This is a genomic window from Cupriavidus sp. 22TCCZM01-5, assembly GCF_057798915.1.
On the sequence record NZ_JBYOJR010000010.1, the window covers coordinates 155,503 to 180,326 of the forward strand.

At 66.8% G+C, this 24,824-nt stretch carries 26 protein-coding genes; 11 read left to right on the plus strand and 15 right to left on the minus strand.

All coding sequences use genetic code 11. The features are described 5' to 3' along the window. Positions 1–3: 3 nt before the first annotated feature. Entirely contained in the window at positions 4–438 is a 435-nt protein-coding gene (gspG, locus tag AC3FNH_RS12665) for a type II secretion system major pseudopilin GspG (RefSeq protein ID WP_276100845.1), read from the minus strand. Positions 439–677: 239 nt separating this feature from the next. On the opposite strand from gspG, the gene AC3FNH_RS12670 reads away from it, so the two are divergent. The 5 genes from AC3FNH_RS12670 to AC3FNH_RS12690 all read left to right on the plus strand — a co-directional run bounded on the left by AC3FNH_RS12670 (position 678) and on the right by AC3FNH_RS12690 (position 4,805). After that, complete coding sequence (locus AC3FNH_RS12670) at positions 678–1,130, plus strand: RrF2 family transcriptional regulator (protein ID WP_488720280.1); 453 nt, start codon at positions 678–680, stop codon at positions 1,128–1,130. A 102-nt stretch (positions 1,131–1,232) separates the two neighbouring features. Then, entirely contained in the window at positions 1,233–2,450 is a 1,218-nt protein-coding gene (locus AC3FNH_RS12675) for a globin domain-containing protein (RefSeq protein WP_488720281.1), read from the plus strand. A gap of 69 nt (positions 2,451–2,519) precedes the next feature. Beyond that, on the plus strand, positions 2,520–3,218 hold the full coding sequence (locus AC3FNH_RS12680; protein ID WP_488720282.1) for a type II secretion system protein N: 699 nt from the start codon (positions 2,520–2,522) through the stop codon (positions 3,216–3,218). 169 nt (positions 3,219–3,387) lie between these two features. Next, complete coding sequence (locus AC3FNH_RS12685) at positions 3,388–3,963, plus strand: EF-hand domain-containing protein (RefSeq protein WP_276098819.1); 576 nt, start codon at positions 3,388–3,390, stop codon at positions 3,961–3,963. 350 nt (positions 3,964–4,313) lie between these two features. Beyond that, positions 4,314–4,805, plus strand: a complete 492-nt coding sequence (locus AC3FNH_RS12690; protein WP_211946200.1) for an Lrp/AsnC family transcriptional regulator — start codon at positions 4,314–4,316, stop codon at positions 4,803–4,805. Between the two features lie 80 nt (positions 4,806–4,885). Here the strand turns inward: AC3FNH_RS12690 and AC3FNH_RS12695 are convergent, their stop codons facing one another. Further along, positions 4,886–5,584: a GNAT family N-acetyltransferase gene (locus AC3FNH_RS12695; protein ID WP_276098818.1), complete on the minus strand. Its 699-nt coding sequence runs from the start codon at positions 5,582–5,584 to the stop codon at positions 4,886–4,888. A 376-nt stretch (positions 5,585–5,960) separates the two neighbouring features. On the opposite strand from AC3FNH_RS12695, the gene kefF reads away from it, so the two are divergent. Continuing rightward, positions 5,961–6,509, plus strand: coding sequence for a glutathione-regulated potassium-efflux system oxidoreductase KefF (gene kefF / locus AC3FNH_RS12700; protein WP_488720296.1), 549 nt, complete (start codon positions 5,961–5,963; stop codon positions 6,507–6,509). Next, entirely contained in the window at positions 6,506–8,317 is a 1,812-nt protein-coding gene (kefC, locus tag AC3FNH_RS12705) for a glutathione-regulated potassium-efflux system protein KefC (protein WP_488720283.1), read from the plus strand. Before kefF ends, kefC begins: the two co-directional genes overlap by 4 nt. A gap of 28 nt (positions 8,318–8,345) precedes the next feature. On the opposite strand, the gene AC3FNH_RS12710 is transcribed toward kefC, so the two are convergent. The 7 genes from AC3FNH_RS12710 to paaA all read right to left on the minus strand — a co-directional run bounded on the left by AC3FNH_RS12710 (position 8,346) and on the right by paaA (position 13,850). Next, the gene (locus AC3FNH_RS12710) at positions 8,346–8,981 is read right to left on the minus strand and encodes a TetR/AcrR family transcriptional regulator (RefSeq protein WP_276098816.1); all 636 of its coding nucleotides are present in this window, start codon (positions 8,979–8,981) and stop codon (positions 8,346–8,348) included. Positions 8,982–9,024: 43 nt separating this feature from the next. Then, positions 9,025–9,819: a DUF1835 domain-containing protein gene (locus tag AC3FNH_RS12715; RefSeq protein ID WP_276098815.1), complete on the minus strand. Its 795-nt coding sequence runs from the start codon at positions 9,817–9,819 to the stop codon at positions 9,025–9,027. 133 nt (positions 9,820–9,952) lie between these two features. Further along, on the minus strand, positions 9,953–11,041 hold the full coding sequence (gene paaE, locus AC3FNH_RS12720) for a 1,2-phenylacetyl-CoA epoxidase subunit PaaE (protein WP_488720284.1): 1,089 nt from the start codon (positions 11,039–11,041) through the stop codon (positions 9,953–9,955). A 32-nt stretch (positions 11,042–11,073) separates the two neighbouring features. Then, a complete protein-coding gene (gene paaD / locus AC3FNH_RS12725) occupies positions 11,074–11,646 on the minus strand; it encodes a 1,2-phenylacetyl-CoA epoxidase subunit PaaD (RefSeq protein ID WP_276098813.1) in 573 nt (190 codons plus the stop codon). Positions 11,647–11,662: 16 nt separating this feature from the next. Then, positions 11,663–12,514 (minus strand): 1,2-phenylacetyl-CoA epoxidase subunit PaaC, encoded by an 852-nt coding sequence (paaC, locus tag AC3FNH_RS12730; RefSeq protein WP_488720285.1) that lies wholly within the window; start codon positions 12,512–12,514, stop codon positions 11,663–11,665. A gap of 12 nt (positions 12,515–12,526) precedes the next feature. Further along, positions 12,527–12,814, minus strand: a complete 288-nt coding sequence (gene paaB / locus AC3FNH_RS12735) for a 1,2-phenylacetyl-CoA epoxidase subunit PaaB (protein ID WP_276098811.1) — start codon at positions 12,812–12,814, stop codon at positions 12,527–12,529. Positions 12,815–12,836: 22 nt separating this feature from the next. Next, positions 12,837–13,850 (minus strand): 1,2-phenylacetyl-CoA epoxidase subunit PaaA, encoded by a 1,014-nt coding sequence (gene paaA / locus AC3FNH_RS12740; protein WP_276098810.1) that lies wholly within the window; start codon positions 13,848–13,850, stop codon positions 12,837–12,839. Between the two features lie 208 nt (positions 13,851–14,058). On the opposite strand from paaA, the gene AC3FNH_RS12745 reads away from it, so the two are divergent. Together AC3FNH_RS12745 and AC3FNH_RS12750 are read left to right on the plus strand one after the other, a co-directional pair. After that, complete coding sequence (locus tag AC3FNH_RS12745; protein ID WP_488720286.1) at positions 14,059–16,272, plus strand: VTT domain-containing protein; 2,214 nt, start codon at positions 14,059–14,061, stop codon at positions 16,270–16,272. 50 nt (positions 16,273–16,322) lie between these two features. Next, positions 16,323–17,018, plus strand: a complete 696-nt coding sequence (locus AC3FNH_RS12750; RefSeq protein ID WP_488720287.1) for an endonuclease/exonuclease/phosphatase family protein — start codon at positions 16,323–16,325, stop codon at positions 17,016–17,018. A gap of 5 nt (positions 17,019–17,023) precedes the next feature. Here AC3FNH_RS12750 and AC3FNH_RS12755 read toward each other — a convergent pair whose 3' ends face one another. Together AC3FNH_RS12755 and AC3FNH_RS12760 are read right to left on the minus strand one after the other, a co-directional pair. After that, a complete protein-coding gene (locus tag AC3FNH_RS12755) occupies positions 17,024–17,674 on the minus strand; it encodes a Vgb family protein (protein WP_488720297.1) in 651 nt (216 codons plus the stop codon). Positions 17,675–17,711: 37 nt separating this feature from the next. After that, positions 17,712–18,935: a helix-turn-helix domain-containing protein gene (locus AC3FNH_RS12760; protein ID WP_488720288.1), complete on the minus strand. Its 1,224-nt coding sequence runs from the start codon at positions 18,933–18,935 to the stop codon at positions 17,712–17,714. A 165-nt stretch (positions 18,936–19,100) separates the two neighbouring features. On the opposite strand from AC3FNH_RS12760, the gene AC3FNH_RS12765 reads away from it, so the two are divergent. Beyond that, on the plus strand, positions 19,101–19,571 hold the full coding sequence (locus tag AC3FNH_RS12765) for a universal stress protein (protein ID WP_488720289.1): 471 nt from the start codon (positions 19,101–19,103) through the stop codon (positions 19,569–19,571). A 21-nt stretch (positions 19,572–19,592) separates the two neighbouring features. On the opposite strand, the gene AC3FNH_RS12770 is transcribed toward AC3FNH_RS12765, so the two are convergent. Together AC3FNH_RS12770 and AC3FNH_RS12775 are read right to left on the minus strand one after the other, a co-directional pair. Beyond that, complete coding sequence (locus AC3FNH_RS12770; protein ID WP_011299329.1) at positions 19,593–19,871, minus strand: DUF1488 family protein; 279 nt, start codon at positions 19,869–19,871, stop codon at positions 19,593–19,595. 92 nt (positions 19,872–19,963) lie between these two features. Beyond that, positions 19,964–22,057, minus strand: coding sequence for an FUSC family protein (locus AC3FNH_RS12775; RefSeq protein WP_488720290.1), 2,094 nt, complete (start codon positions 22,055–22,057; stop codon positions 19,964–19,966). Positions 22,058–22,142: 85 nt separating this feature from the next. On the opposite strand from AC3FNH_RS12775, the gene AC3FNH_RS12780 reads away from it, so the two are divergent. Further along, complete coding sequence (locus AC3FNH_RS12780; protein ID WP_276098806.1) at positions 22,143–22,421, plus strand: hypothetical protein; 279 nt, start codon at positions 22,143–22,145, stop codon at positions 22,419–22,421. 46 nt (positions 22,422–22,467) lie between these two features. On the opposite strand, the gene AC3FNH_RS12785 is transcribed toward AC3FNH_RS12780, so the two are convergent. Together AC3FNH_RS12785 and AC3FNH_RS12790 are read right to left on the minus strand one after the other, a co-directional pair. Further along, complete coding sequence (locus tag AC3FNH_RS12785; RefSeq protein WP_488720291.1) at positions 22,468–23,712, minus strand: nucleoside recognition domain-containing protein; 1,245 nt, start codon at positions 23,710–23,712, stop codon at positions 22,468–22,470. Positions 23,713–23,811: 99 nt separating this feature from the next. After that, positions 23,812–24,198, minus strand: coding sequence for a DUF488 domain-containing protein (locus tag AC3FNH_RS12790; RefSeq protein ID WP_276098804.1), 387 nt, complete (start codon positions 24,196–24,198; stop codon positions 23,812–23,814). Positions 24,199–24,824: the final 626 nt, after the last annotated feature.

The following is a 24,824-nucleotide window of genomic DNA, read 5'->3' on the forward strand; positions in this document are numbered from 1 at the left end:
GCGTTATTCCCAGTTGCCGATGTCGGCGTCATTGCCGCTGCCGCCGGCCTGGCCGTCGGCACCGAAGCTGAAGACGTCGATCTCGCCGCGCACGCCGGGGTTCAGGTACTGGTACGGGTGGCCCCACGGATCCTTGGGCAGCTTCTCCAGGTAGCCGCCGCCCTTCCAGTTATTGGGCACGGGCTCGGTGGTCGGCTTGGCCACCAGCGCGGCCAGGCCTTGCTCGGTGGTGGGGTAGCGGCTGTTGTCGAGCCGGTAGAGCTTGAGCGCCTGCATGATCGACGAGATATCCTGGCGTGCCGCCACGATGCGGGCTTCGTCAGGGCGGCTCATGATCTTGGGCACCACCAGCGCCGCCAGCACCCCCAGGATGACGATCACCACCATGATTTCGATCAGGGTGAAGCCGCGGCTGCCGTTGGTGTGGCGCGATCTCATGAAGCGGGTATTGGCGGTAAGCGGTGAAAATCTGCGCATCGTGTCTGAGCCTCTTGCTGGATGGCGGGGCGGGCCGCTAGCCGCGCGCCCGGCGTTCGGCAGCCAGTATAACCGCCACCCCATGACTGTTTTTTGTGGCGTGGGATTCTCGCACGCAGGTGTGCGATCCATGTCACGGTATCCTGCACTGCAACAATAATCTTGCATTTGAAATGCTGCTTATCTAAGATGTCGCCACGATGCAACTGACCCGTTTCTCCGACTACGCACTGCGGCTGCTGATGTACGTCGCACGCGCCGACGGCAGCCGGCCCATCACCATTGCCGAGGTGGGGCAGCAGTTCGAGATTTCGCACCACCACCTGGTGAAGGTGGCCGCGCGTCTGTCGAAACTGGGCTGGCTCACGGCTACGCGCGGTCGCCACGGTGGACTGGAACTGGGCCCGCAGGCCTGCCAGCTGACCATCGGCACGATCCTGCGCGAGCTGGAAGGGCACAAGCCGGTCATTGACTGTGACAATCCGCCGTGTGCCCTGAGCGGCAGTTGCCGGCTGCGTCGGGCGCTGGACGAGGCAGAGCAGGCGTTCTACCGCAAGCTTGACACCGTCACCCTGGCGGATGTGACCGGCAGCCAGACCGCCGAGTCGATCATCCGGCTGCATCGTGATTTTATGAGCCGGCGCACGGCCTGAACGGCACCTCCTGAGCGGTTCGTTTAGACGCCCCGTGCGCCGGCTTTGTTGTGAGTGAAAACATGCATTTTATTTGCATGAATTAAAACGGAGCCTTACCTGATGTTGTCTGCCGCTTCCCGCCCCTACATCGATGCCAGCGTTCCGGTGCTGCGCGAACATGGTCTCGCCATCACCACCCATTTCTACCGCGAGATGTTCGCGGCCCGGCCCGAACTGACCCAGCTCTTCAATATGGGCAACCAGGCCAACGGCTCGCAGCAGCAGTCGCTTGCATCCGCGGTGTTCGCATACGCCGCCAACATCGACAACGCCAGCGCGCTCGCGCCGGTGGTCGAGCGCATCGTGCACAAGCATGCGGCCGTGGGCCTGACGCCCGCGCACTATCCGATTGTCGGAAAGCACCTGCTGGGCGCAATTTCCGCCGTGCTGGGCGAAGCCGCCACGCCTGACCTGCTTGCTGCCTGGGACGAAGCTTACTGGCTGCTCGCCGGCGAACTGATCGCCGCCGAAGCGCGCCTGTACCAGAGCACCGGCCTGGCCGCCGGCGAGCGCATCGCCGTGCGCGTAGAGCGCCGCGAAGTGCAGAGCGACAACGTGGTCGCGCTGACGCTGTCGGCCATCGACGGCAAGCCGCTGGGCGATTTCCGACCGGGCCAGTACATCAGCGTCGAAGTCGCGCTCGAGGATGGCAATCGCCAGCAGCGCCAGTATTCGCTGTCCGCCGAGCGCGGCCTGCCGACGTGGCGGATTTCCGTCAAGCGCGAGGACGGCGACCATGCCACGCCGGCCGGCGCCGTCTCCAACTGGCTGCACGCCAACGCCCAGCCCGGCACCGAACTGGCCGTGAGCGCGCCGTTCGGCGACTTTGCGCCGCGCCTGGACGGCCAGCGCCCGCTGGTGCTGCTGTCGGCCGGCATCGGCATCACGCCGATGCTGTCGGTGCTGCGCACGCTGGCCCTGCAGGGTTCCAGGCGTGAAATCCTGTTCGCCCATGCCGCGCGCGACGGCCGCCACCATGCGCACCGCGCCGACGTGGCCTGGGCCAAGGAGCGCCTGCAGCTGCGTACCCATGTCAGCTATGAGCAGCCGCAAGCCGCCGACGTGGCCGGCCGCGATTACGACCATGCGGGCACCATGCCGGTCGCCGAGCTGCTCGCCTCGCCCGAGAACAGCCTGTTCATCGATGGCGATTTCCACCTGTGCGGCCCGCTCGGCTTCATGCAGGCGCAACGGCATGCGCTGATCAGCGCCGGCGTGCCGGTCGGGCATATCCATCGCGAAGTGTTTGGCCCGGATCTGCTGGACGACCTGCTGTAAGCCGTCGCAGACACGGTCATGGGCCTCTGGTACGCTTGATGCGTTCCTGTCGAGCGTACCGTCCATTCCGTGCAACTCTCCTTCCGGCCCGTTTTCCGTCCCGATGCTGCCGCCTGGCTGCCGCGCGCGGCCAGCCTGGTTCTCTTCGTCGCGCTATGCGCCCTGGCGACGCACTGGGTGCTGACCTTCAGCGCCATGCGGACCATCCCCGTACCGCAAGCCGCCCGCGTGGCGCAGACCGAGGCGATCGAGACCGGCGCCGTGGCCACGCTGTTCGGCGGCTCCGCCCAGGGTGGCGTGCGTGACGTCCAGCTGGTCGGGGTCGTGGCGGATGTGGCCGACGGCGCGGGCGCCGCGATCGTGTCGCTCGACGGCGGCCCGCCCAAGGCTGTGCGGGCCGGTACGGCACTGTCGCAGCAGATTCGCCTGGTCGAGATCCACGGCCGTTCCGTGGTGATCGAGCGCAATGGGGTGCGCCAGGAGATTGCGTTGCCGGTACAGGCCGGCGCGGAGCGCTCCGGTCCGGCACCGCTGGCAACGCCGCCTTCCGGTGCGGCCGCTCCGCTCGCCACACCGATGACGCCGCCAGCGCCCGCGGTGAGCCAGCCGCCTGCCCCATCGTCGCCGGCTCCACAGCCGGTACAGCCCGCCTCGCCGGCGCCGCCGGTCAACATGCAGCCGCAACCGCAGAACGTCGATCCCCACCAGCTTCAGCCTGCCGTGGCGCCGCACGCACCAATGGCCGAGCCGCTTGTGCCCAAGAACTGAATCCGGGCGCGCGGGCCGCCATGGCTCGCCAATATTCGTCCTGGCTTGCGATCGCTTACGACCGGACGGCCTTTCTGTGAGGCGCGTAACATCGTATTAAAAGCGCCAACTTCCCTGCATCGTCCGCGTTCTAATCCGTACATGCCCACGTGATGAAAAGGAGCAAGACATGCAAGGCAATTCCAAGTCGCAGATCCTCAAGCACTTCCTGGCCGCGTCCGCCGCGTTCCTCGTCGCAGGCGGCGCCTTTGCCCAGGCCGCAGCAACCGCGCCGGCGCCCGCGCCCGTACCGGGCCAGCGCGGTGCCATGCACCACCACATGGAGCACGGTGGCGGCATGTGGATGAAGTCGGTCGACACCGACGGCGACGGCACGATTTCCAAGGCCGAGGCCGACGCGCTGTTCAACCGCATCGACACCAATCACGACGGCAAGCTCGACCAGAACGAACTAACGGCCTACCGCAAGTCCATGATGGAGCAACGCCGTGCCGAAATGCAGAAGGAATTCGAGGCGAAGTTCAAGGCCGCCGACAAGAACAATGACGGCGCGCTGACCAGGGACGAAGTCAAGACAGGCATGCCGCGGCTGGCGGAGCGTTTCGATCAACTCGACGCCAACCATGACGGCAAGCTGACTCTCGACGAAATCAAGGCAGGCATGCAGAAGATGCACGAGGAGCGCATGCAGCGCATGCCGCGCGGACCGGGGGCGCCGTCGGCGCCTTCCAGCAGCGGCGGCTGATCCGCGTGAGCGCGCCCCACACCGGGGCGACGCCTGATATCGCGCGACCTTTACGGGTCGCGCTTTTTTTTTGCATTTCGGGTCTTCTAGTGCTCCAAATCCTGGCATTGGTGCCGGATAAGCGCAGAACGACCGTAGAATGCCCGCTGCCCGTGCAACCGGCTTGGCACCCTCCTTGCCTTCCCTTGGTCAGTTTGTCGCGGCACGATCTTGCCCGTCCATTCCTTCGCCAGAGTGATGGATACGGCCACAAACCGGATGAGATGCCACAAAAAATTGCGTAGTTGTGCACAACTTGCTAAATTTGCGCAAAAAAATTGCCAATAAACATACTGCGGAGCAACGAAATCGTGAGCAAGGTGGAGTTGGACAAGATCGACCGGAAGATCCTTGAGGTGCTGCAGACCAACGGCCGGTTGACCAACCTGGAGGTGGCCGAGCGCGTGAACCTGTCGCCGAGCCCGTGCCTGCGGCGCATCCGCCGGCTGGAGGAGATTGGCGTGATCCGCCAGTATGCGGCGTTGCTGGAACCCGGCAAGATCGGCCTGGGCCTGCTGGCCTATATCAACGTCCGGCTGGAAAAGCATGGTGGCGCGCCCAAGGGCAAGGCGCCGCTGGACCTGTTCCGCGCTTCCATTTCCACGTGGCCGGAGGTGGCGGCATGCCATGCCATGACCGGCGAAATGGACCTGCTGCTCAAGGTCTACGTGGAAGACATGGAACACTTCGCGCGCTTCATGCAGGAGCAGTTGCTTGCCCACCCGTCCGTCATCGACGTCCGTTCCAGCTTTGCGCTGGAAAGCATCAAGGACACCACGGCACTGCCGGTTGCCGGCGGCTGAGCTGCCGCGTAAAACAAAAACGGCGCATCGTCACGATGCGCCGTCTGGCGTGCGGGCCTGGCCGGTGCGCGGCGAGGGTATCAGGCGGTGCCCTTCTGCGGCACCATCGAGCGCCAGAAGCGCAGCCCGAAGCGGCGCGCGTCGCGCAGGTTGCGGCGCACCAGGTAGTCCAGGTCGGCGACTTGCTCGTCCAGCGCCTCGGTCAGGCGGCTCATGGCATCTGCCGGCGGCAGCTCCAGGTAGGCGTCGGCCTCGCCGTACGCGTACTGGACCTTCATGCCGGCCTTCTTGGCGATATGCATCATGGCCGCGTTGCGCGACAGGCAGTGCATGTACAGCGTGCGCACGCTGGTGTTGCGGCCGTGGATGGCGGCGCGCTCGAACAGCGCACTGCCGATGCCGCGGCCGCGCGCGCTCTTCGACACCGATACGCCGAACTCCGCTACGCGGCCCTGGGCGTTGTCGCGCAGGTTGGCGAAGTGGCCGACGCCGACCAGTTCCAGCTTCTCGTCATACACGCCGAACACCGAGTCATGGTCGAAGTCGATGCTGTCGACATACGCTTCAATCACGTGGTCGCCCACCGACTGGCCGAAACGGAGCAGGCGATCCTCCTCGCGCAGGGCGAGGAAATGCTTCAGCAGGCGCGAGCGGTGATGGGCGGCCAGCTCGCGCACCAGGACGGTGGCGCGCTGTGCGGCCTGTGTGGCTTCGGCTGCCTTGCGCAGATCTTCGTCGGTAACGGCGCCGACAGCCTTGCTCAGTTCGAGCGGATTCACGATGTTTCCTTCCCGGTGCAATCCGGTGCAATCAGCGATAAAAATAACACCGCTGTGGTGTTTGACCAGGCACTTTCTGCTTCACAAGCTGCCAGATAGGGGCAAACACCATCTTGATGCGGCACGAAAAGTATTGTAGCGGAACTGTCAGTTACGCGTAAGCTTCCTGCGATGCAGCAGGGATGGCCGGACCAAATTTCTGTAAAAATACTGAGTAAAATCAAAAGCTTGAAAAAATGTGATGAATTGTTGCAGCCGCTCAGCTGTGGATTTGCTGCAACGCCGCATTCCCTTGGATAACTGCATGCCCGCCGAAGCGGGTACGCCCGATTTTCCGGACTGATCGCCCGTGCCGAAGACCGAATCCCCGATTGTTGTGATCTATGCGCATCCCGCGCCGAGCCGTTCGCGCGTGAACCGGCCGCTGGCAGAGGCGCTCGCCACGCTGCCGAACGTCGCAGTTCACGATCTCTATCGCCGCTACGTCGACTACGACATCGATGTCGTCGCCGAGCAGCGCGCGCTCGCCGCTGCGGAGACGGTCGTCCTGCAGTACCCGGTGCACTGGTACAGCGTGCCGGCGCTGCTCAAGCTCTGGCTCGACGAGGTGCTCGAATATGGCTGGGCCTATGGCCCCGGCGGCACGGCGCTGCGCGGCAAGTCCGTGCTGGCCGTGGCGAGCACCGGCGGCACCTTCGATTCCTATGGGCCCGAAGGCAACCATGGCCACCCGATCGAAGCGTTCCTGCTGCCGCTGGAGCAGACCGCGCGGCTGTGCGGGATGGACTGGCTGCCGCCGCTGGTGCTGCATGACGCCGACAACATCGACGCCCAGGCCCTGGCCGGGCATATCACCCACGTTTGCAGGCGCATTGGTGCCCATGAGGGCAGCCCGGCCGCGGCAGGCGCGGAGGTACGCACATGAACCAGCACGACTTCCTGATCGCGCTCGTGGTGTTTCTGGTGGCCGCCGTGGTGGCGGTGCCGCTGGCGCGCCGCACCGGCCTGGGCGCAGTGCTCGGCTACCTGCTGGCCGGTGCGGCCATCGGGCCGTTTGCTCTGCGCCTGGTGACCAATGTCGAGTCGATCCTGCATTTCTCGGAATTCGGCGTGGTGCTGATGATGTTCGTGATCGGCCTGGAGCTGGAGCCACGCAAGCTCTGGGCGCTGCGGCAGAGCATCTTCGGCTATGGCGGTATCCAGCTTGCGGCGTGTGCGCTGGTGATCGGCGTCCTGGCGGTGCTTGTCGGGGCGCCCTGGCCGGTGGCGCTGGTTGCGGGGCTGGGACTGGCGCTGTCGTCCACGGCCATCGCCCTGGCCACGCTGGGCGAGCGCAACCTGTTCGGCACGCCCGCGGGCGGGGCCAGCTTCGGCATCCTGCTGTTCCAGGACGTCGCGGCCATCCCGATGATCGCGCTGCTGCCGCTGCTGGCGGCAGAGAGCGCGACAGACGCCGGCGGCGCCAGCGGCTGGCAGGCGGCGGCCAAGGGCGTGGCGGTGATTGCGGCCGTGGTGTTCGGCGGCCGTTATCTCGTGCGCCCGGCCCTGCGCTTCATCGCCCGGACCGACATGCGCGAGATGTTCACCGCCTTCGCGCTGCTGCTGGTGGTTGGCATTGCGCTGATGATGGATGCGGTGGGCCTGTCGATGGCGCTGGGCACCTTCGTGGCCGGCGTGCTGCTGGCCGATTCAGAGTACCGCCATGCGCTCGAGGCCGACCTGGAGCCGTTCAAGGGCCTGCTGCTCGGCATGTTCTTCATGGCCGTGGGAATGTCGATCGACTTCGCGGTGCTGGCGCGTGCGCCCGGCACCGTGCTCGGGCTGGTGGCCGCCTTCGTCGTCGCCAAGACCGCCGTGCTGATGCTGCTGGCGCGATACTTCGCCATTGCGCGCGGCCAGCGGCTGCTGTTCGCGCTGCTGATCTCGCAGGGCGGCGAGTTCGCCTTCGTCGTGTTCGGCGTGGCCGGCACGGCGGGCCTGCTGCCGCGCGAGACCGAGGCGCTGCTGGTGCTGATCGTGGCCCTGTCGATGGTGGCCACGCCCTTGCTGCTACTGGCCTATGACCGCCTGGTGGCGCCGCACGTGGGGGCCATGAAACGGCGCGCCGACGACGCCATCACGCCGCAGGACAACCCGGTGATGATTGCCGGCTTCGGGCGATTCGGGCAGATCATCGGCCGTCTGCTGTACGCGCAGGGCATCGGCGTGACCGTGCTGGACCATGATCCCGACCAGATCGAGTTCCTGCGCCAGTACGGTTTCAAGATCTTCTACGGCGATGCCACGCGGCTGGACCTGCTGGAAGCCGCCGGCATCGCCAAGGCGCGCATCCTGATCGTGGCCATCGACGGCATGGACGACAGCCTGCAACTGATCGACCGCGTGCGCGAACGCTACCCGGACCTGCAGATCTACGCCCGGGCGCGCCATGTCTCGCACATCTACCAGCTCAAGGACCGCGGCGTGCAGCTGTTCGAGCGCGAGATGTTCGAGGGTTCGCTAATGCTGGGCCGGCGGGTGCTGGAAGGATTGGGATTCGATCCGGTGCAGGCCCGCAGCGTCGCGCTGCGTTTCCGCCGCCACAACATCCAGGCCATCGACCGCTTCTACCCGCACTACACGGACCAGAAGAAGCTGGTGTCGCTGGCGCGCCAGGCGCGCGACGAGCTGGAAGAAATGTTCCGCCAGGACCGCGAGCAGCGGCGCCAGCAGGAAGAGGCCGAATGGTCCTGATGGCCGGGCCGGCCTGCCTTCAGTGCCTTCAGCGGCGGGCCAGTGCTTGCGCGGGGATGCCGGCCTTGCCCGGCAGCCCGCCTTCGAGCATGTCGACCACCATGTCGGCGAACGCCGCGTAGGACAGCTTGCCGCCCGGCTTGAGCCAGGTGAAGGTCCAGTTGATCATGCCGAACACCATCATGGTCAGCGCGGTCTGGTTCTCGCGCGTGACGCGCTCCGGGTACGCGCGCCGCAGCATGCGCGAGAACGCCGCGACCACGTCGCGTTCGCGGCCGAGGATGATGTCGCGCTGCTCGTCGGCCAGGAACTTGACGTCGTTGATCAGCGCGATATGGCGCGTCTGCGAGTTCTCGTACTCGGCCAGGAAGGCGCGGATCAGGCTGGCGAAGCTTTCGCTGTCGGTGCGGCCCTGGCGCTCGGAATCCGCCTCGACCTCCGTGACGATCAGCATCAGGCGGCGCGTGTAGCGGTCCAGCAGGTCGAACAGGATCGCTTCCTTGCTCTCGTAGTAGTGATACAGGCGCGCCTTGGAGGTGCCACAGGCGGCGGCCAGGTCGGCCATCGAGGTGCTGGGGTAGCTGCTGTTGGCAAAGGCGGCGGCGGCCAGTTCCAGGATCTGCTCGCGCTGCGCTTCGAAGTCGGGTGCCTTGGTTCGGGCCATGTCTGTCCGGCAGGGAGTGTCCGGGGAGAAGAGGGAAGAGGGGCTATTCCGCGCTGGTGGCCTGATGCCGGCGCAGCTCGCAGGTGTCGAGCGAATCGGCGTTGCCGCGCAGGACCATCCGGCCCGTGGAGATCAGCTCGCGGCAGCGCCAGAACACGAACCAGTCGCTGGCCAGCAAGCCTTCGATAGCGCCCATCACGCTGCCTACCACCTGGGACGCGGGCGTCCAATCGGACGGAGCCCGCTCCATGATGATGTCGTCGATGCTGTGGTAGGCCGCCGGCACCAGCGTATTGCCCTTCCATAGCCGGACATCGGCGTTCTCGCGCACATTCTGCTGCCATTCGTAGCCCAGCCGCCCCAGGCGCAGTACCGAGACCGGCGCGATGGTCGAGAAGCGCCGCGCCAGCCGTGCCGGCGAGTACATGCCGATGGCCGCCAGCCCGGCCTGCGGCGGCAATTCCAGCTCGCGCAGGTCCATGGAGACTTCATTGATGCGCTGGGGGGCCTGGTAGAGGTGGAACACCACCCGGCGCAGCATCAGCTGGTCGGCCGCGCTCTGGCCGTGCCAGATCGCGACTTCCATCTCGCTCTGGCGCAGCGTCTGCAGCTGGTCCAGCGCCTGGCGCATTTCGGCGGGGAAGTCGATGTCGGTGTGCGGGGCCACGCGCTGCCAGAAGCCGGAGCGGATCTGGCCGGTGCTGTCCACGTCGACGAGCGGACCCACGGCCAGGTCGTCGCGCAGCACGATCACGGGGTCGGGCCGGGCAGCCTGGGCCAGCGCCTGGCGCAGGGTATTTCCGGCGACATCGCCGTTGACGACGTGGATATATTGCATGGCCGTGATTGTATATGCGTGGGACGGTTGTCAGTCACCTTGCGGAGCCGGCAATGCGCTCCCATCCCATTGTAATCACGGCCAGGCTTCGCCAGCCGGCGCGTCGGCCCACGGCGCGCGGCGCGGCGAACGTTCAGCGCTCGTCGTAGCTGACCACCACCCGGGGCGTGAGCGCACGGGCCTGGCAGGTCAGCACGAAGCCCTTTTCCATTTCCCACGGCTCGAGCGTGTAGTTCTTCTCCATCTCGACCTGGCCCTCCAGCACCTTGGCGCGGCAGGTGCAACAAACGCCGCCCTTGCACGCATAAGGCAGGTCCAGCCCCGCCGCCAGCGCGGTGTCGAGCACTTTGCCGTCTTCCAGCGGCAGGCGCATGGTGTGCTGCTTGCCGTCCAGCACGACCACGAGTTCGGCCGTGCCGGCGTGGTCGCCAGCGGCATGCGCGGGCGCGCGCTTCTGGCGGTCCACCGGCACGCCGAAGCGTTCGGCGTGGATGCGGTGCGGGTCCAGCCCGGCGTCGCGCAGCGCCGCTTCGACATCGTCGATCATCGACGCCGGGCCGCACACGAAGGCGGCATCGATATCGTCCACCGGAATCAGCGCCTGCAGGAAGGCCGTGACCCGCGCATGATCGAGCCGCCCATGCAGCAGGTCGACTTCCTGCGGCTGGCGCGACAGTACGTGGTAAAGCGTGAAGCGCGCCAGGTACTGGTTCTTCAGGTCTTCGAGCGCCTCGGAAAAGATAATGCTGTCGACCGTGCGGTTGCCATAGACCAGAGTGAAGCGGCTCTTCGGTTCCGCCGCCAGCGTGGTGCGGATCAGCGATAGCACCGGCGTGATGCCGCTGCCCGCGGCAAAGGCGACATAGTGGCGCGCGGCGCCGGCATCGAGCGGCACGTGGAAGCGCCCGTCCGGCGTCATCACGTCGATGACCTGGCCAGTCGCCAGCGTGTCGTGCAGGTGGCTGGAAAAGATGCCATCCTCGACCAGCTTGACCGCCACGCGCAGCTCGCCGCGCTCCGCGTAATCCTGCACGCCGCTGCAGATCGAGTACGAGCGGCGCAGTTCCTGGCCATCGACCGGGGCCTTCAGTGTCAGGAACTGGCCCTGGGTGAAGCGGTAGGCGTCGCGCAGGCCTTCGGGCACCTCGAACGCGATGGAGATCGTGTCGGCCGTCTCGGGGCGCACCTGCGCCACACGCAGCGGATGGAACTGTGGGGTCATGGCAGCTCGCTCGGAACGGCAGCGTCGTGGGATTAGTAGGGTTTGAAGTAGTCGAACGGCTCGCGGCAGTCCAGGCAGCGGTAGAGGGCCTTGCAGGCCGTGGACGCAAAGCGCGAGATTTCCTGCGTGTGGCGGCTCCCGCAGCGCGGGCAGACCACCGTGTCGGGCACGCCGGCGCGCGCCGCGCGCGGTACGAAATTCAGTGGCTGCATGGCAGGCGTGGTGGCCGCCGTGCCGCACGGGTGCGGCGGGGCGATGCCGAACTCACGCAGGCGTTCGCGCGCGGCGTCGCTGATCCAGTCGGTCGTCCACGCCGGCGACAGCACCGTGCGGATCCGCCACGGCCCGAGCCCGGCCGCATCGAGGGCCTGGCCGATGTCCTCGGCGATCTGCGACATGGCCGGGCAGCCGGAATAGGTCGGCGTGATCGTGACCTCCAGCGTGTCGCCGTCAGCCACGGCGATTTCGCGCAGGATGCCGAGGTCGCGGATCGATACCACCGGGATTTCCGGGTCGGGCACAGCCTCAAGCACAAGCCACGCGCGCGCGACGCGCCCGGCGCCGGAATCGAAGTCGACGGAATCGGAATGGGTCACGGTGCTCATGTCGGCTTCCCGCCGGCTACCACTGCGCGCCGGGATGGACGCGCGCCAGGCTCTGCATCTCGGCCAGCAGGTAGCTCATATGTTCCGAATGCAGGCCGTGCTTGCCGGTGGACAGGAAGGTGCTCGGTACCGGCTTGTCGAGCGTGGCGGCTTCGAGGGTCTCGTCGACTGTCTCCTCCCATGCGTCGCGCAGCGCCGAGGTGGGCACGGCCACGCCCTGGGCGGCAGCGAGCTGCTCCACGTCGTCGCCGGCAAAGCACTCGTTCATGTATGGCATCAGGTGGTCGAGCGCGCGCTGCATGCGCAGGTGCGAGGCTTCGGTGCCGTCGCCAAGCCGCACCATCCAGCCGGCGGCGTGTTGCAGGTGATAGCGCGCTTCCTTTAGCGACTTGGCCGCGATGGCGGCCAGCCCGGCGTCGGTGCTGGCCTGCAGCACGTTCCACAACTCGACCATCAGCGCGCTGTACAGGAAGTTGCGCGTGATGGTGACGGCGTAGTCGCGGTCGCTGCTGGCGGTGCCGGCCAGCGGGCCGCTGTGCGGCAGTTCGGCCAGCGTCCAGTTGCCGAACTCGCGCTCGCCGCGCCAGTACGCGTAGTCATCCTCATGGCGCGGCCGGCCGGTCAGCGCGCCTTCGAGTTCGCCGGCGTGCGCATAGAGCAGGCGCGACTGGCCGATCAGGTCCAGGCTGATGTTGGCCAGCGCAATGTCCTCTTCCAGCACCGGGCCGTGGCCGCACCACTCGGCGTTGCGCTGGCCGAGGATCAGCGCGTTGTCGGCGAGCCGCAGCACATAGCGCAGCGCCGCGGTGCGCTCGGGCGGCAGGTGCGACAGGTATGGCAGCGCGATGTCGGACGTCGGGGTCGTCATGGTGCCGGGCCCTTACATGTGGTTGACTTCGTCGGGCAACTGATAGAAGGTCGGGTGCCGGTAGATCTTGTCGGCCATCGGGTCGAACAGCTCGGCCTTTTCCTCGGGCGCGCTGGCGGTGATGGCGCTGGACGGCACCACCCAGATCGACACCCCCTCCTGGCGGCGTGTATATACATCGCGCGCCATGTGCAGCGCCTGCTGGGCATCCGCCGCATGCAGGCTGCCGCAATGCTTGTGCTCCAGGCCCTGCTTGCTGCGCACGAACACTTCCCACAGCGGCCACTCTTTCCGGGTCATGCTGCTCTCCTTGTCCATGGTCTCAGGCGGCTTCGCGCTGCGCCTCGCGCGCGGCCAGCTTGGCGGCGTGGGCCAGCGCGGCTTCACGCACCCAGGCGCCGTCCTCGTGGGCCTTCACGCGCGTGGCCAGGCGCTCGCGGTTGCACGGGCCGTCGCCGTTGATCACGCGCCAGAATTCGTCCCAGTCCAGCGGGCTGTAGTCGTAGTGGCCGCGCTCGCTATTCCATTGCAGGCCCGGATCGGGCAGCGTGACGCCGAGCACCTTGGCCTGTTCGACCGTTGCGTCGACGAACTTCTGGCGCAGGTCGTCGTTCGAGATGCGCTTGATGCCCCAGGCCATGGTCTGGGCGCTGTTGGTGGACGCGGCGTCGGGCGGCCCGAACATCATCAGCACCGGGAACCACCATCGGTTGACCGCGTCCTGCACCATCTCGCGCTGGGCATCGGTGCCGCGCATCATCGCCAGCAGCGCGTCGAAACCCTGGCGCTGATGGAACGACTCTTCCTTGCAGATGCGGATCATGGCGCGCGCATACGGGCCGTATGAACAGCGGCACAGCGGGATCTGGTTCATGATCGCCGCGCCGTCGACGAGCCAGCCGATCACGCCGACGTCGGCCCAGGTCAGCGTCGGGTAATTGAAGATCGACGAATACTTGGCGCGGCCCGTGTGCAGCGCCTCGATCATTTCGTCGCGCGAGGTGTTCAGCGTTTCGGCCGCGGAATAGAGGTAAAGGCCATGCCCCCCCTCGTCCTGCACCTTGGCCAGCAGGATGGCCTTGCGCTTGAGCGACGGCGCGCGGCTGATCCAGTTGCCTTCGGGCAGCATGCCGACGATCTCGGAGTGCGCGTGCTGGGAGATCTGCCGGACCAGCGTCTTGCGATAAGCCTGCGGCATCCAGTCCTGCGGTTCGATCTTGCTGTCGGCGGCCATGCGTGCATCGAACGCCGCCTGGCGGCCGGCGTCGTCCAGGCCCGGGTCGGACGGACTGACTGCGGCAGGGTTGCCGGGCAGGTCCAGACTCTGCGTGTACATAGGAGCCTCCTTTGGCGGCGGTTGTCCCGGCTCTTGCGGCCGGCTTTGCGCCTGTGGTTCGGCCCCATTATATATAAGCCGACCGGTCGGTCAATTAAACGGAATGCAGGGAGCCGTTTCACCAATAGAAGTCGGAGGCAGCGTTCCGGCAACTTTTACAACCACAAGTAAAGCCGGCACGACATGAGCAGCGCACCCGGCGGTTCTCATGCCCGCACCACCGGTATGGAACTTGCGCGGCATCTATTTCGCCATGACAAACGATGTACAAGCCTCGCTGCTGCGTCCCGGCCGCAATTGCTGGCGCGTGGAGCCCTGTGCGCGCTTTGCGATGCTGGTCGACGCGGATGCCTATTTCACCGCGCTGCGGGAGGCGCTGGCACGTGCCAGGCAAACCATCTTCATCCTCGGTTGGGACATCGACAGCCGCATGCGGCTGACGTCCGGAGCTCCGGACGACGGCCTGCCGGTCGAGCTTCGCAACTTCCTCAACGCGCTGTGCGAGCGGCGGCGCGGTCTGCGCATCTATGTGCTGAGCTGGGATTTCGCGATGGTATTCGCGTTCGAACGCGAGTTCCTGCCCGCGGCGCGGCAGCACTGGCAGGCGCACGGGCGTCTGTCGTTCCGCCTGGATGGAAATCATCCCGCGGGGGCTTCGCATCACCAGAAGGTCGTGGTCATCGATCACTGCCTGGCGTTCGCCGGCGGACTGGACCTGACGATCCGCCGCTGGGATACCCCCGACCATCGTGCTGACGAACCGCGCCGGATCGATCCGGACGGCAGGCCCTACGCGCCGTTCCATGACGTGCAATGCATGGTGGACGGCGCTGCCGCGCGGGCGCTGGGCGATCTCGCTGCCGAGCGTTGGCTGCATGCGACGGGACGCCATCCGCGTGTACCCGCGGTGCCGGCGGCGGACGCCTGGCCCGCACGGGTATCGCCGGATATTACCGATGTGCGGGTCGGCATCAGCCGCACGTATCCGGCAAGCGATGTGGCCCGCGCCATCTGCGAGATCCGCGAGCTCTATACCGATGCGATCGCCGCTGCGCAGGACAGCCTGTACCTCGAAAACCAGTACTTCAGTTCGGGCCTGATTGCCGACGCATTCGCGTCGCGCCTGCGCGAGCCCGCCGGGCCCGACATCGCACTGGTCTCGCGCCGGACCGAAAGCGGCTGGCTGGAGGAGGCCAGCATGGGCGTGCTGCGCGCGCGGCTCTGCCGAGGCCTGCGCGCCGCCGATTCGCATGCTCGCTTCCAGCTCTACTGCCCTGAAGTGCCGGGCTTGCGCAATGCCTGCGTCAATGTCCACAGCAAGGTGATGATCGTGGACGACCGCCTGATCACGGTCGGCTCCGCGAACCTCAGCAACCGGTCGTTCGGGCTCGATACCGAATGCAACCTTGTGATCGAATCAAACGGCGACGCTCGCGTCGCGGCATCGATCCGCGCGATGCGCGAGCGCTTGCTTTGCGAACACCTTGCGGTCACGCCCGAGGTCCTGCGCCAGGCGATGGCGATGCATCCCCGGCTGAATGACGCCTTGCGCGCGCTGCACCGGCCCGCAGGACGCACGCTGGAGCCTTTCACGCCGAGCGTTCCCGAAGACGTCGATGCCGCGCTGCCCGATGCCATGCTGCTCGATCCGATGGAGCCCATCGATTCCGAACAGGTGATGGCAGAGTTCATCGGCCATGAGGCGCGGCCGCACGCGGCCAGCCGCGTGGCGCTGCTGGTGGCGTTCGTGCTGATGCTGGCCGGCGTGATGTTTGCATGGCGCTACACGCCGTTGCGTGAATGGGCAGACTTCCGGCATTTGCTGGCGCTTGTGGAACGTGTCGACGATATGCCACTGGCGCCGCTCGTGCTGATGTGCGCCTATGTCGTGGGCGCGCTGACCATGGTTCCGGTGACCTTGCTGATCGTGGTCACGGTGCTGGTGTTCGGGCCGTTGTATGGCGGCGCGATGGCGCTGGCCGGCACCGTGCTGGGCACGGCCGCGGGCTACACGGTCGGGCGCTTGCTCGGTCGCGATACCGTGCAGCGCTTTGGCGGGCGGCGTTTGAACCGGCTCAGCCAGCAAGTCGGCCAGCACGGCGTGCTGGCGATGGTGGCACTGAGACTGGTGCCCGTGGCGCCGTTCACGCTGGTCAACCTCGTGGTAGGCGCTTCCCGCATCCGTCTGCGCGATTGCCTGCTGGGCACGGCCATCGGCATGTCGCCTGGCATCATCGTGTCGGCATCGCTGGTCGACCGCATTGCCGCCGTGGCGCGCAATCCCGGCGTTCCCACATTCGCGCTGCTGGCGCTCGTGCTGCTGCTACCCGCGGGCTTGTGGCTGGCACTGCGGCGAAGACGAGAGCGTCGCAGACGCGCGCCGCACGCGCGTGGCTCCGCATCGAGCGAGAGTACACAGTGAACGCGCCAGCGCCAGCACCAGCCGTCGCAGGCAGGCACGCCGAGATCGTGGTGGCAAGCTACAACATCCACGGCGGTGTCGGCACCGACGGCCACTTCGTGCCGAAGCGGATCTGCGAAGTGCTGCGCGAGCTGCGCGCCGACCTGGTGGCGCTGCAGGAGGTGGAAACCCGTGCCACCGGCTTTGACATGCTGCGCTTCCTGTCCGAACACACGGCGCTGCATGCGATCCCTGGACCGACGCTGGTGCGCGCTGACGGCGACTATGGCAATGCCTTGCTGACGCGCTATCCACCGATCGCCGTGCGGCACATCGATCTCAGCGTGAAAGGGCGCGAGCCGCGCGGCGCCATCGACGCGCAGCTCGCGTGCCATGCGATCGAGTCCGGCAGCTTCGCGCTGCGCGTGATCGCCACGCACCTGGGCCTGCGCCCGAGCGAGCGCCGCGCGCAGGTGCGCCGCCTGCTGACGGCGCTGGCCGAAGTCCCGGCCCAGCCGACGATCCTGCTGGGCGATGTCAACGAATGGTTCCTGTGGGGCCGGCCGTTGCGCTGGCTGCATGCGTACTTCGAGCGCACGCCGCATGTGTCGACGTTCCCGTCGCGCTGTCCACTGCTGGCGCTCGATCGCATCTGGACGTCGCCGCGTGCGCACCTGGTTGCGGTAGCGAGCCACCGCAGCCCGCTTGCGCGGCTGGCATCCGATCACTTGCCGCTGCTGGCGCGGATGCATCTCAGCTCAGGATAGGCGCGTCACGTCTGCGGTGCGTCCTTGCCTGGGCGCCGCACGGCTCTGAGCTTTCCGCTGGTGCCGCCTCCGCAGTAGAACCGGTCCCCGCCATCGGACTCGAGTCCCGACACGCTGACACCCGGGGGCATCTCGAGCCGTTCCAGGACCTCGCCCGAACGCGGATCGATGCGCCGCAGGTCGCTCGCTTCGCCTTCCCACGTGCCGTGCCACAGCTCGCCGTCGACCCACGTGACGCCGGTCACGAAGCGGTTCGACTCGATGGTGCGAAGCACTTTCCCGCTCTCAGGGTCGATCTGGTGGATCTTGCGCTCGCGGTACTGTCCGACCCAGAGCGAGCCTTCGGCCCAGGCAAGGCCGGAGTCGCCGCCACCGCCAGGCGCCGGAATGGTGGCAATCACGCTGCCGGTCTGTGGGTCGATCTTCTGGATGCGGCTCTCGGAGATCTGGAACAGGTGCCGGCCGTCGAAGGCCGTTCCCGCATGCGCGGGCAACGCGATGGCGTGCACGATCTGCCCGCTCGCCGGGTCGAGCGCGTTGAGCTTGTCGCCGGAGGCGAACCACACCTGGCGCCCGTCGTAGGTGACGCCATGCACGGCGTCCACGCCCGGAAACGGGCCATACTCACGAATGATTTCTGCCGATGATCGCTTCATTTCCGTGTCCTCGTTACGGGTGGATGTGCGTTTCATGCTAGCCGCCGGGCAGCGGGGCAGGGAGTAACAAGGTCGTCGCGAATCCGGGGACCGGGGGCGTCATCCAGCGACGCGCGCGCCCGTGGCCGACCGGCTGTACCTTGCCCGCTGCCGCCAGGGCGTCGAGGGCGCGCTGCATGGTGCGCTGGCTGGCGCCAAGCGCAAGCGCCAGGGCCGAGCTCGACCAGGACTCGCCGTCGGCCAGGCAGGCAAGCACGGTCGCGTAAGCATCCTCGACGGGCAGCGCCAGCACGGCGACTTCTTCCGCGTTGCGCGGTGCCAGCGAGAATCCGCGTCCGGTCGCGGTTACCTCCGCCATCGGCGCGAGGGCGGCACGGAGCCGGCCGATCTCGACGCGCAGGCGCGCACGATGTGAGGCATCGGCGAATTTCGTCCGGAAGGCGCGCGCAATCAGCGTGTCGCGCGGCACATCATGCGGCCAGGCTTCGCCAAGCATGCGCGCGAGCGCGAACAGCACCGGACGCCGGGCGAGCGGGACCACGCTGGCGCCTTCACGCACGACGAGACGACAGGCATCGACTACCAGCGTGCCGGAGAGCAAGAGCGCTTCCACCTCGTCGAGCAGGAGCAGCCGCTCGCTGCCGTGTGAGATGAGGCGGGCCGCGGGTGTGTCGAGGACAAACGACGCGCTTTCGACCTCGGCCATCAGCGCGGGAATGCCGGCCCGGCGCGCCGCATCGGCGGCCAGGCCGAGCGCGGCACGCGCCGCCGTCGTGCGCAGGCGCCGGATCGCGATGCCGGCGGTGACCAGTTCTTGCGCCGCCCGCAGGGCTGGCGGCAGGGGCGTGGCGAGATCCAGTCCGGCAAGGGCGTGCTCGGCGTCGTCGAGACGGCCGATCAGCAGCAGGCGGCGGACCTGCAAGTGGTGGGCATGTGCCGCGTTGACGCGGTCGCCGTGCGCTTCGAGTGTGGCTCGTGCGGTGTCGAGTGCCCTGGCAGGCCACCCCAGCTCGCGGGAGGCGAGGGCGATCTCGGCCTCGGCGACGACGCAACGCGCGCGTGCGACCGCTTCTTTCGGGCCGAATGCGCGCGCGGCGCCACGCAACAGTGCCTTGGCACGGGCGAGGTCGCCGAGCTGCGCCATGGCGATCCCGCGCAGCGCGAGCGCCGGGGCATCGTCGCGCAGGGCGATCCGGTTCAGCGCGCCAAGCGGATCGCCACCCGCCAGGGCGCGCGCCGCGGCAGTGATCAGCGAGTCCATCCGGAGTCCGTCACGCTTCTCACTCCCATCGTTGGAGGTCTGCGCCTAATCTAGCACACGGCTACCTGCTGGCCCGCCACGTGCCGCCAGCCGCACGCGCACGTATAGTATGAGGACCGGTGACCTGCGGTCGCCATCCCCTTTCCTGTCTACGGAGGTACGAAGATGACTGGCGCGGCGTACAACAAGATCGTGGTAGCAGTGGACGGCAGCAGCACGTCCGCCCTGGCCCTGAATGAGGCAGTCCGCGTGGCAGGCCCGGGCGGCGGGGCGGTACTCGCGCTCTATGTCGTGGACAGCGCGACGCCTTTGTTCGATGCCGGCTTCTACGACCCGAGCCAGGTGCAGAAGGCGTTTGAAGAGAGTGGCCGGCGGGCGCTCGAAGAGGCTGCCAGGCACCTGACGGCCGCCGGTGTGAAACACGAAACCCGGCTGGTGAGCGAGGCCGCCGTACCGGGCGACATTGGCGCATCCATCAATGAAGCTGCCCGTCAGTGGGGGGCCGACCTGCTCGTGATTGGCACCCACGGACGGCGCGGCGTGCGCCGTCTCGTGCTGGGCAGCGTGGCCGAGGCAGTCATCCGGCAATCCACCATGCCGGTATTGCTGGTGCGTGGCGAAGGCGCGGCGGACTGAGTCCCCTGGCGCCGAAGGGCGTCAGCCTGCGAAGCGGAAATGTCCGCTGCGCAGCACGATCTCGCGGGCCTCGGTCAGTTCGAACAGGCTTTCCGCCAGTTGCTCGATGCGCTGGCGGTTGCTGGTGAAGGCCGCCAGCAGATCCTCTTCGCGCGGCGAGCGCGCGCCGAAGTGCGCTTCGAGGGCTTCGGCTGTGACGGAGTACTGGGTAGGGCTGCCGTTGACCGTTGCTGGGCAGGACAGCCTGAGGCTGGCCGCGCAGTAGGTCGGATTGGCGCGAGGAAACGAGACAGCGGACATGGCGTACCCCTCGTGCGGTCGACGAACGAATGACAACATTCTAGGACATCGGCTGGCGCGGTAAAGGCCGGCATGCGGCGCCGCGCGCGCCCTCACGCGCGGTGTGCGAGGCCGGGCGGCGCGGCGACCGGCTCAGGTTCGCGCAACGCGGCCGCGGCGGCGTGGGCCGCGGCGATATGGGCATTGGCATAGTCCGCCTGCTCGGCCAGGAAGCACTCGAAGGGCAATTGCGGCACAAGTTCGACCGCAAGCGTTTGCGTCCCGGGAAGGCCCGTGGCCTCATGTCCTGGCCGTATTGCAATCTCGGCAAGGCGGGTTTCGAGCGCGGCCAGGGCTGACTGCATGGGGGAACGCGGCAAGGCGTCGAACGAACCGGACTCTGCGCCCGCCCGTACCACGCCGGCCAGTGCCGCCAGGCGGCGCGCGGTGCCGTGCAGACAGGCGTACGCCTGTGCCACATCCGGCGTGAGCCCCTCGCCATGTTCTGCCAGGGTACGTTCCGCGCGTGTCGAGGCCCGGCCGGCCGCAATCCGCAGCGCCTCGAGCCGCGCCCTGGCTGGGGCTGCCGTGCGGGCCGCTGCGAAGGCAGCCCGCAGATAGACGGCATTGACGGCAAGTGCCTCGAGGGCGTGGCGCAGCAGGCGCGAACGCTCCATGCGCGGCGCCAGTATGTAATAGCTTGCCAGCGCAATCAGGCAGCCTAGCGCCGTGTCAATGCCGCGCAATGCGGCAAAGTGGCTGCTGTCGACGGCCGGCGCGCCGACCCAGGAGAACAGAATCACCGCCGGTGTCAGGCAGAACGCAAAGCCGGCGGGTTGGGCGGCCAGCCGGTTGGCGTAGGCACCGGCGAGGAATACGGCGCTGATGCCCAGCGCTATCGTCGGCGCGGGGTGCAACAGCCCGACCGCGCATGCCAGCAGCGCCCCCGCCAGCGACCCCGCGAAGCGCTTGAGCGAGATCTGGCGCGTCGTCTGGAGCTGCGGGCTCAGCACCATGATGACCGTGACCGCTACCCAGTAGCCGTGATCCACGTGCCACCATTGCGCCGGCAAGAGGCTCAGGCAGCCGCCGAGCGCCAGCCGGATGGCATGGCGACCAGCCAGCGCGTCGCGCGCGGCATGTTCGCCGAGCGCGCCACGCACGCGATCCACGACGTGCCACAGGCCGCGGCGCGGCCAGGAGAATCCGGCACGCCAGGGCTCGAATTCCGGGTGCCGCGCCAGCGCACCCAGTGCGGCCTGGTACGGCGGCGGCGCGCTGGCGTTGGGCATTGGCGATATCAGCCGCCGCAGCTCGTGCCGCAGCGCCGCGCTCAGGGAAGGCAGGTCCGCGGCGTGCCGGGCCATGGCCTGGCTGACTTGCTGATGTGCGTCGGCCATGCAGCGCGCCACGTGCCGCAGCGGCAGGCGATGTGCGGGGCCCGCGCGTTCACGCAACTCGGCTGCCACGATCAGCAGGCCGAACAAGGCGTCGGCAATGCCAATGACATAGGCGTAGTGCAGCAGCGCATGGGCGTCCCGCGGGCTGCGCCTGGCATGGATGGCGCGCCGCGCTGCCTCGATGCGGTTGCGGATGTCCTGCTTGCAGGCGGTCAGTTCGGCCGCGGCACTGTCGGCGGCGAGTGCCGTGGCGAAGCGCTGCAGGGCGGCGTAGACGGCCTCCGTCTCAGGTCGCGGGCGCATGTCGCGGCGCGAGGGAATCAACGCGAGGCAGACGGCACAGGCAAACACGCCGCCCTTCAGGTAGCCGAGGGCGGAATCCGCCAGATGGGCCAGCACATCCGGTCCGGTCGCAGGCTGGAGGCAGGCGGCGATCAGGACCACGTACAGCAGCTTGGCCGCGAGCGCCGCGGCCGGCCCGCGCGTTTCCGCCAGGCCGGCAGCTATTCCCGCGACCAACACCAAGGGCACGGCCGCAACAGGACTGGAGGCCACGGCAGCGCCCAGCGCACTGGCCAGACTGCCGCCCAGGCCGACAGCGCCAAGGCTGGCAAGGCGTTCGGCTGCCGTGCCTTCACGGTCGGCCAGGCATGTCCAGATGGAGGCGGTCGCCGCCCAGAAATAGCTCTCTTGCCCGCTCAGCCATGCCATGCTGGCGAGGGAGAGAAATGACCCGGCATAAACCATGCCGCGCCGGATCAGCGCAGCGTCAGGCCAGTAGCGGAGAAAGGACAGTAGGGCGGGCATGGGCGAGTGACGTGCTTTGGCCACTCTACGGCAGCGCTTGTTGCATCGCAACAAAATCGAGAACCGGTGCCTTGAGTGCCACGACATGGAGCACTATTGCACCATCGCGTGGCAATCGCGGCAGATCTGGTGCGTGTCTGGCTCGCCGCAACAAGTTGCGGCGGAAAGCCAATCGCAGCAGGGCCTTATGCCAAAAATGGGCAAAAAAAACCCGCGCAGTGTTCTGCGCGGGTTGGAATCCACCGAGGTGGTGGAGGAGACAGACTTCACTATACACGCCTTGCTGCGTCGCACCAAGTGCCCGCTCAGCAATGTTTTGCTTTTGACACATTATTGTTGTGTCGATACAACGAATGGGGTTTGATTTCTACGTTTAGAGGCGCCTAAGGCCCTCCTGGGCGGAAATCTGTCTATCGAAAAAGATAAGCGGCCCCGACAGCGCAGAACAGTCCGGCGACATCGGCAACGAGCGCGCAAGCGAGTGCATGGCGCGTGTTGCGCACATTGACGCTGCCGAAATAGACGGCCAGGACATAGAACGTGGTCTCGGTCGACCCCTGGATGATCGCGGCAAGCCGACCTTGGAAGGAATCCACGCCGTAGGTGGTCGTCACATCCACCATCAGCCCGCGGGCGCCGGCGCCCGACAGGATCTTCATCAGCCCGACGGGAAGCGCGGGCACGAACTCCGTATTCAGGCCAAGCCAGGCGAAGCCGACGGTCAGCCCGTGCATCAGAATGTCCATGCAGCCGGTAGCGCGGAATAGCCCGATTGCCACAAGGATCGCGACGAGGTAAGGAATGATCTGCACGGCGACGCCGAAGCCCTCCTTGGCGCCGTCGATGAAGGCCTCATAGACGTTGATGCGGCGTATGGCTCCGCACACCAGGAAAATGGTGATCAGTGAAAGGATGAAGCCGCTGCCTGCCAGGGCGGTGACCTGGCTGACATGATCCGGAGGCGCGTGGCGAAGCCAGATCAGGAGACCGCCCAAGCCTAGCGCCGCTATGGCAAAGGCGGTCAGCACCGCCGGCCGGAACAGGTTCAGCCGCTGCATCCAGGCCACCGCCAGCAGACCCGCCAGGAACGAACCGCCGGTTGCCAGCAGTGTCGGCAAGAAGATATCCGCCGCATTGAACCCGATCAGTCCTTGCTTGATCGCGATGGCTTGCCGCATGGCGATGACCGAGGTCGGGATCAGAGTCAGGCCTGCGGTGTTCAGAACAATGAACATGACCTGGGCATCGGTGGCCACTTCCGGGCGCGGATTCAGTGTCTGGAGCTCGCGCATCGCGTTGAGCCCCAGCGGTGTCGCGGCGTTGTCCAACCCGAGCAGATTGGCCGAGACGTTCATCATCATGGCACCTTGGGCCGGGTGGCCCTGGGGCACGCCTGGAAAGAAGTGGCGCAGCAGCGGACTGACCAGCCTGGCAAAGGCGTCTACAACGCCGGCTCGCTCACCAATGCGCATGATGCCCAGCCAGAGGCTCATGACGCCGGCCAGTCCCAGCGAAATCTCGAACGCCGTGCGGGCGCTGTCGAACAGACTGGTCAACATAGCGGGAAACACAGCAAGGTCGCCATTGGCGAGCCTGATGCATGCCGCCAGGAAGGCGGTCAGGAAGAAACCGAGCCAGACGAGATTCAGGACCATCGGAAGTCAGGGCGAAGAAGGGGCGACCGGGTCCGGCTGAAGCCCGGGCCCGGACAAGCGTCGCATCATAGCGGCACGCGCTTGCGCGCGGCTCCTTCGTCAGGCGATCTGCGCACCGCGTTCGGCGAGCAGTTCGCGCAGAACCGAGCGGTGGCAGTGCGCTTCATCCTCGCAATAGCAGCCGATGGAGAAATCGGTCTTGTGCGACAGGGCGGCCAGCAGGTCCAGCGTATGGCTGGCATCGGGCGCGGCCATCTCCTTGCGGAAATGCCTGACGAAGGCGCGCCAGGCCTTGTCGTCCCCGGCTGCAAGCGCCTGGGCCACCAGTTCGGGTGTCGGGGACAGGACGGGATACCAGACGTCATAGAAATCGCGGCTGGCGAACTCGGACTTCGGAACCCCCCGTGGTGGGCGGCGGACAGTGCCAATACGAAGGCCCTCATCCGCGGCGCGCGGGGAGCCGAGTCGAACAATCCGGATGGTCATGAGATTTCCGCTCGGGCGGTAGCACTGTGCTGAAGTCCCTGATCATGAATCATCGTGTCGTGCGTGACAAACATCCGCACGCTCGCTCGGAAGTTCTCGCGAGCATTCCTGCCACGGAAGCCTCTATATATAGGGTGTCCCGGGCCTGGTACGGCTGCATGCAGGGCCAGCGCAAGGTCGATCATCGAAATCAAACGTGAAGGAACCCATCGATCACTTCTGGGTCTTCCCGAATTATTTCGCCAAAACGCTTGCCAAGGCTGCCCTGGTCCCGTAGTATTCGCCCCCTCGCAACACAACGCGGCGCTGCAAAGCAGACGCAGCAAGGGTTGCGGGTCGATCGGGTGGTTCGGCAGCGCGCAGTTGGCGCAGCCAACCGAAGCAAAAAAGATTGCTGACCCTGGTTGACGAAGCGAAGAAAGTTCTGCATAATCTTCCTTCTCTGCTGCTGACAACGCAGCGCGCTGAACGGCAAAGCCGGCGGCGAAGTTCTTTAACAACCAAACAACCGATAAGTGTGGGCGCTGGGTAGCGGACGCACGAGGTCTTCGGACTTCGGAGCTTCAAAAGTTATCAGTGCTCGCACAGCAAAACGTGACTGGATTTTCGGATCTGGTCAGTCAGTT

Coding starts and splice junctions, on each gene's coding strand:
- gspG (WP_276100845.1), bottom strand. CDS start 438: ATGAGATCGCGCCACACCAACGGCAGCCGCGGCTTCACCCTGATCGAA.
- AC3FNH_RS12670 (WP_488720280.1), top strand. CDS start 678: ATGCAACTGACCCGTTTCTCCGACTACGCACTGCGGCTGCTGATGTAC.
- AC3FNH_RS12675 (WP_488720281.1), top strand. CDS start 1,233: ATGTTGTCTGCCGCTTCCCGCCCCTACATCGATGCCAGCGTTCCGGTG.
- AC3FNH_RS12685 (WP_276098819.1), top strand. CDS start 3,388: ATGCAAGGCAATTCCAAGTCGCAGATCCTCAAGCACTTCCTGGCCGCG.
- kefC (WP_488720283.1), top strand. CDS start 6,506: ATGAACCAGCACGACTTCCTGATCGCGCTCGTGGTGTTTCTGGTGGCC.
- AC3FNH_RS12710 (WP_276098816.1), bottom strand. CDS start 8,981: ATGGCCCGAACCAAGGCACCCGACTTCGAAGCGCAGCGCGAGCAGATC.
- AC3FNH_RS12715 (WP_276098815.1), bottom strand. CDS start 9,819: ATGCAATATATCCACGTCGTCAACGGCGATGTCGCCGGAAATACCCTG.
- paaE (WP_488720284.1), bottom strand. CDS start 11,041: ATGACCCCACAGTTCCATCCGCTGCGTGTGGCGCAGGTGCGCCCCGAG.
- paaD (WP_276098813.1), bottom strand. CDS start 11,646: ATGAGCACCGTGACCCATTCCGATTCCGTCGACTTCGATTCCGGCGCC.
- paaC (WP_488720285.1), bottom strand. CDS start 12,514: ATGACGACCCCGACGTCCGACATCGCGCTGCCATACCTGTCGCACCTG.
- paaB (WP_276098811.1), bottom strand. CDS start 12,814: ATGACCCGGAAAGAGTGGCCGCTGTGGGAAGTGTTCGTGCGCAGCAAG.
- paaA (WP_276098810.1), bottom strand. CDS start 13,850: ATGTACACGCAGAGTCTGGACCTGCCCGGCAACCCTGCCGCAGTCAGT.
- AC3FNH_RS12745 (WP_488720286.1), top strand. CDS start 14,059: ATGCCCGCACCACCGGTATGGAACTTGCGCGGCATCTATTTCGCCATG.
- AC3FNH_RS12755 (WP_488720297.1), bottom strand. CDS start 17,674: ATGAAGCGATCATCGGCAGAAATCATTCGTGAGTATGGCCCGTTTCCG.
- AC3FNH_RS12760 (WP_488720288.1), bottom strand. CDS start 18,935: ATGGACTCGCTGATCACTGCCGCGGCGCGCGCCCTGGCGGGTGGCGAT.
- AC3FNH_RS12765 (WP_488720289.1), top strand. CDS start 19,101: ATGACTGGCGCGGCGTACAACAAGATCGTGGTAGCAGTGGACGGCAGC.
- AC3FNH_RS12770 (WP_011299329.1), bottom strand. CDS start 19,871: ATGTCCGCTGTCTCGTTTCCTCGCGCCAATCCGACCTACTGCGCGGCC.
- AC3FNH_RS12775 (WP_488720290.1), bottom strand. CDS start 22,057: ATGCCCGCCCTACTGTCCTTTCTCCGCTACTGGCCTGACGCTGCGCTG.
- AC3FNH_RS12780 (WP_276098806.1), top strand. CDS start 22,143: ATGGAGCACTATTGCACCATCGCGTGGCAATCGCGGCAGATCTGGTGC.
- AC3FNH_RS12785 (WP_488720291.1), bottom strand. CDS start 23,712: ATGGTCCTGAATCTCGTCTGGCTCGGTTTCTTCCTGACCGCCTTCCTG.
- AC3FNH_RS12790 (WP_276098804.1), bottom strand. CDS start 24,198: ATGACCATCCGGATTGTTCGACTCGGCTCCCCGCGCGCCGCGGATGAG.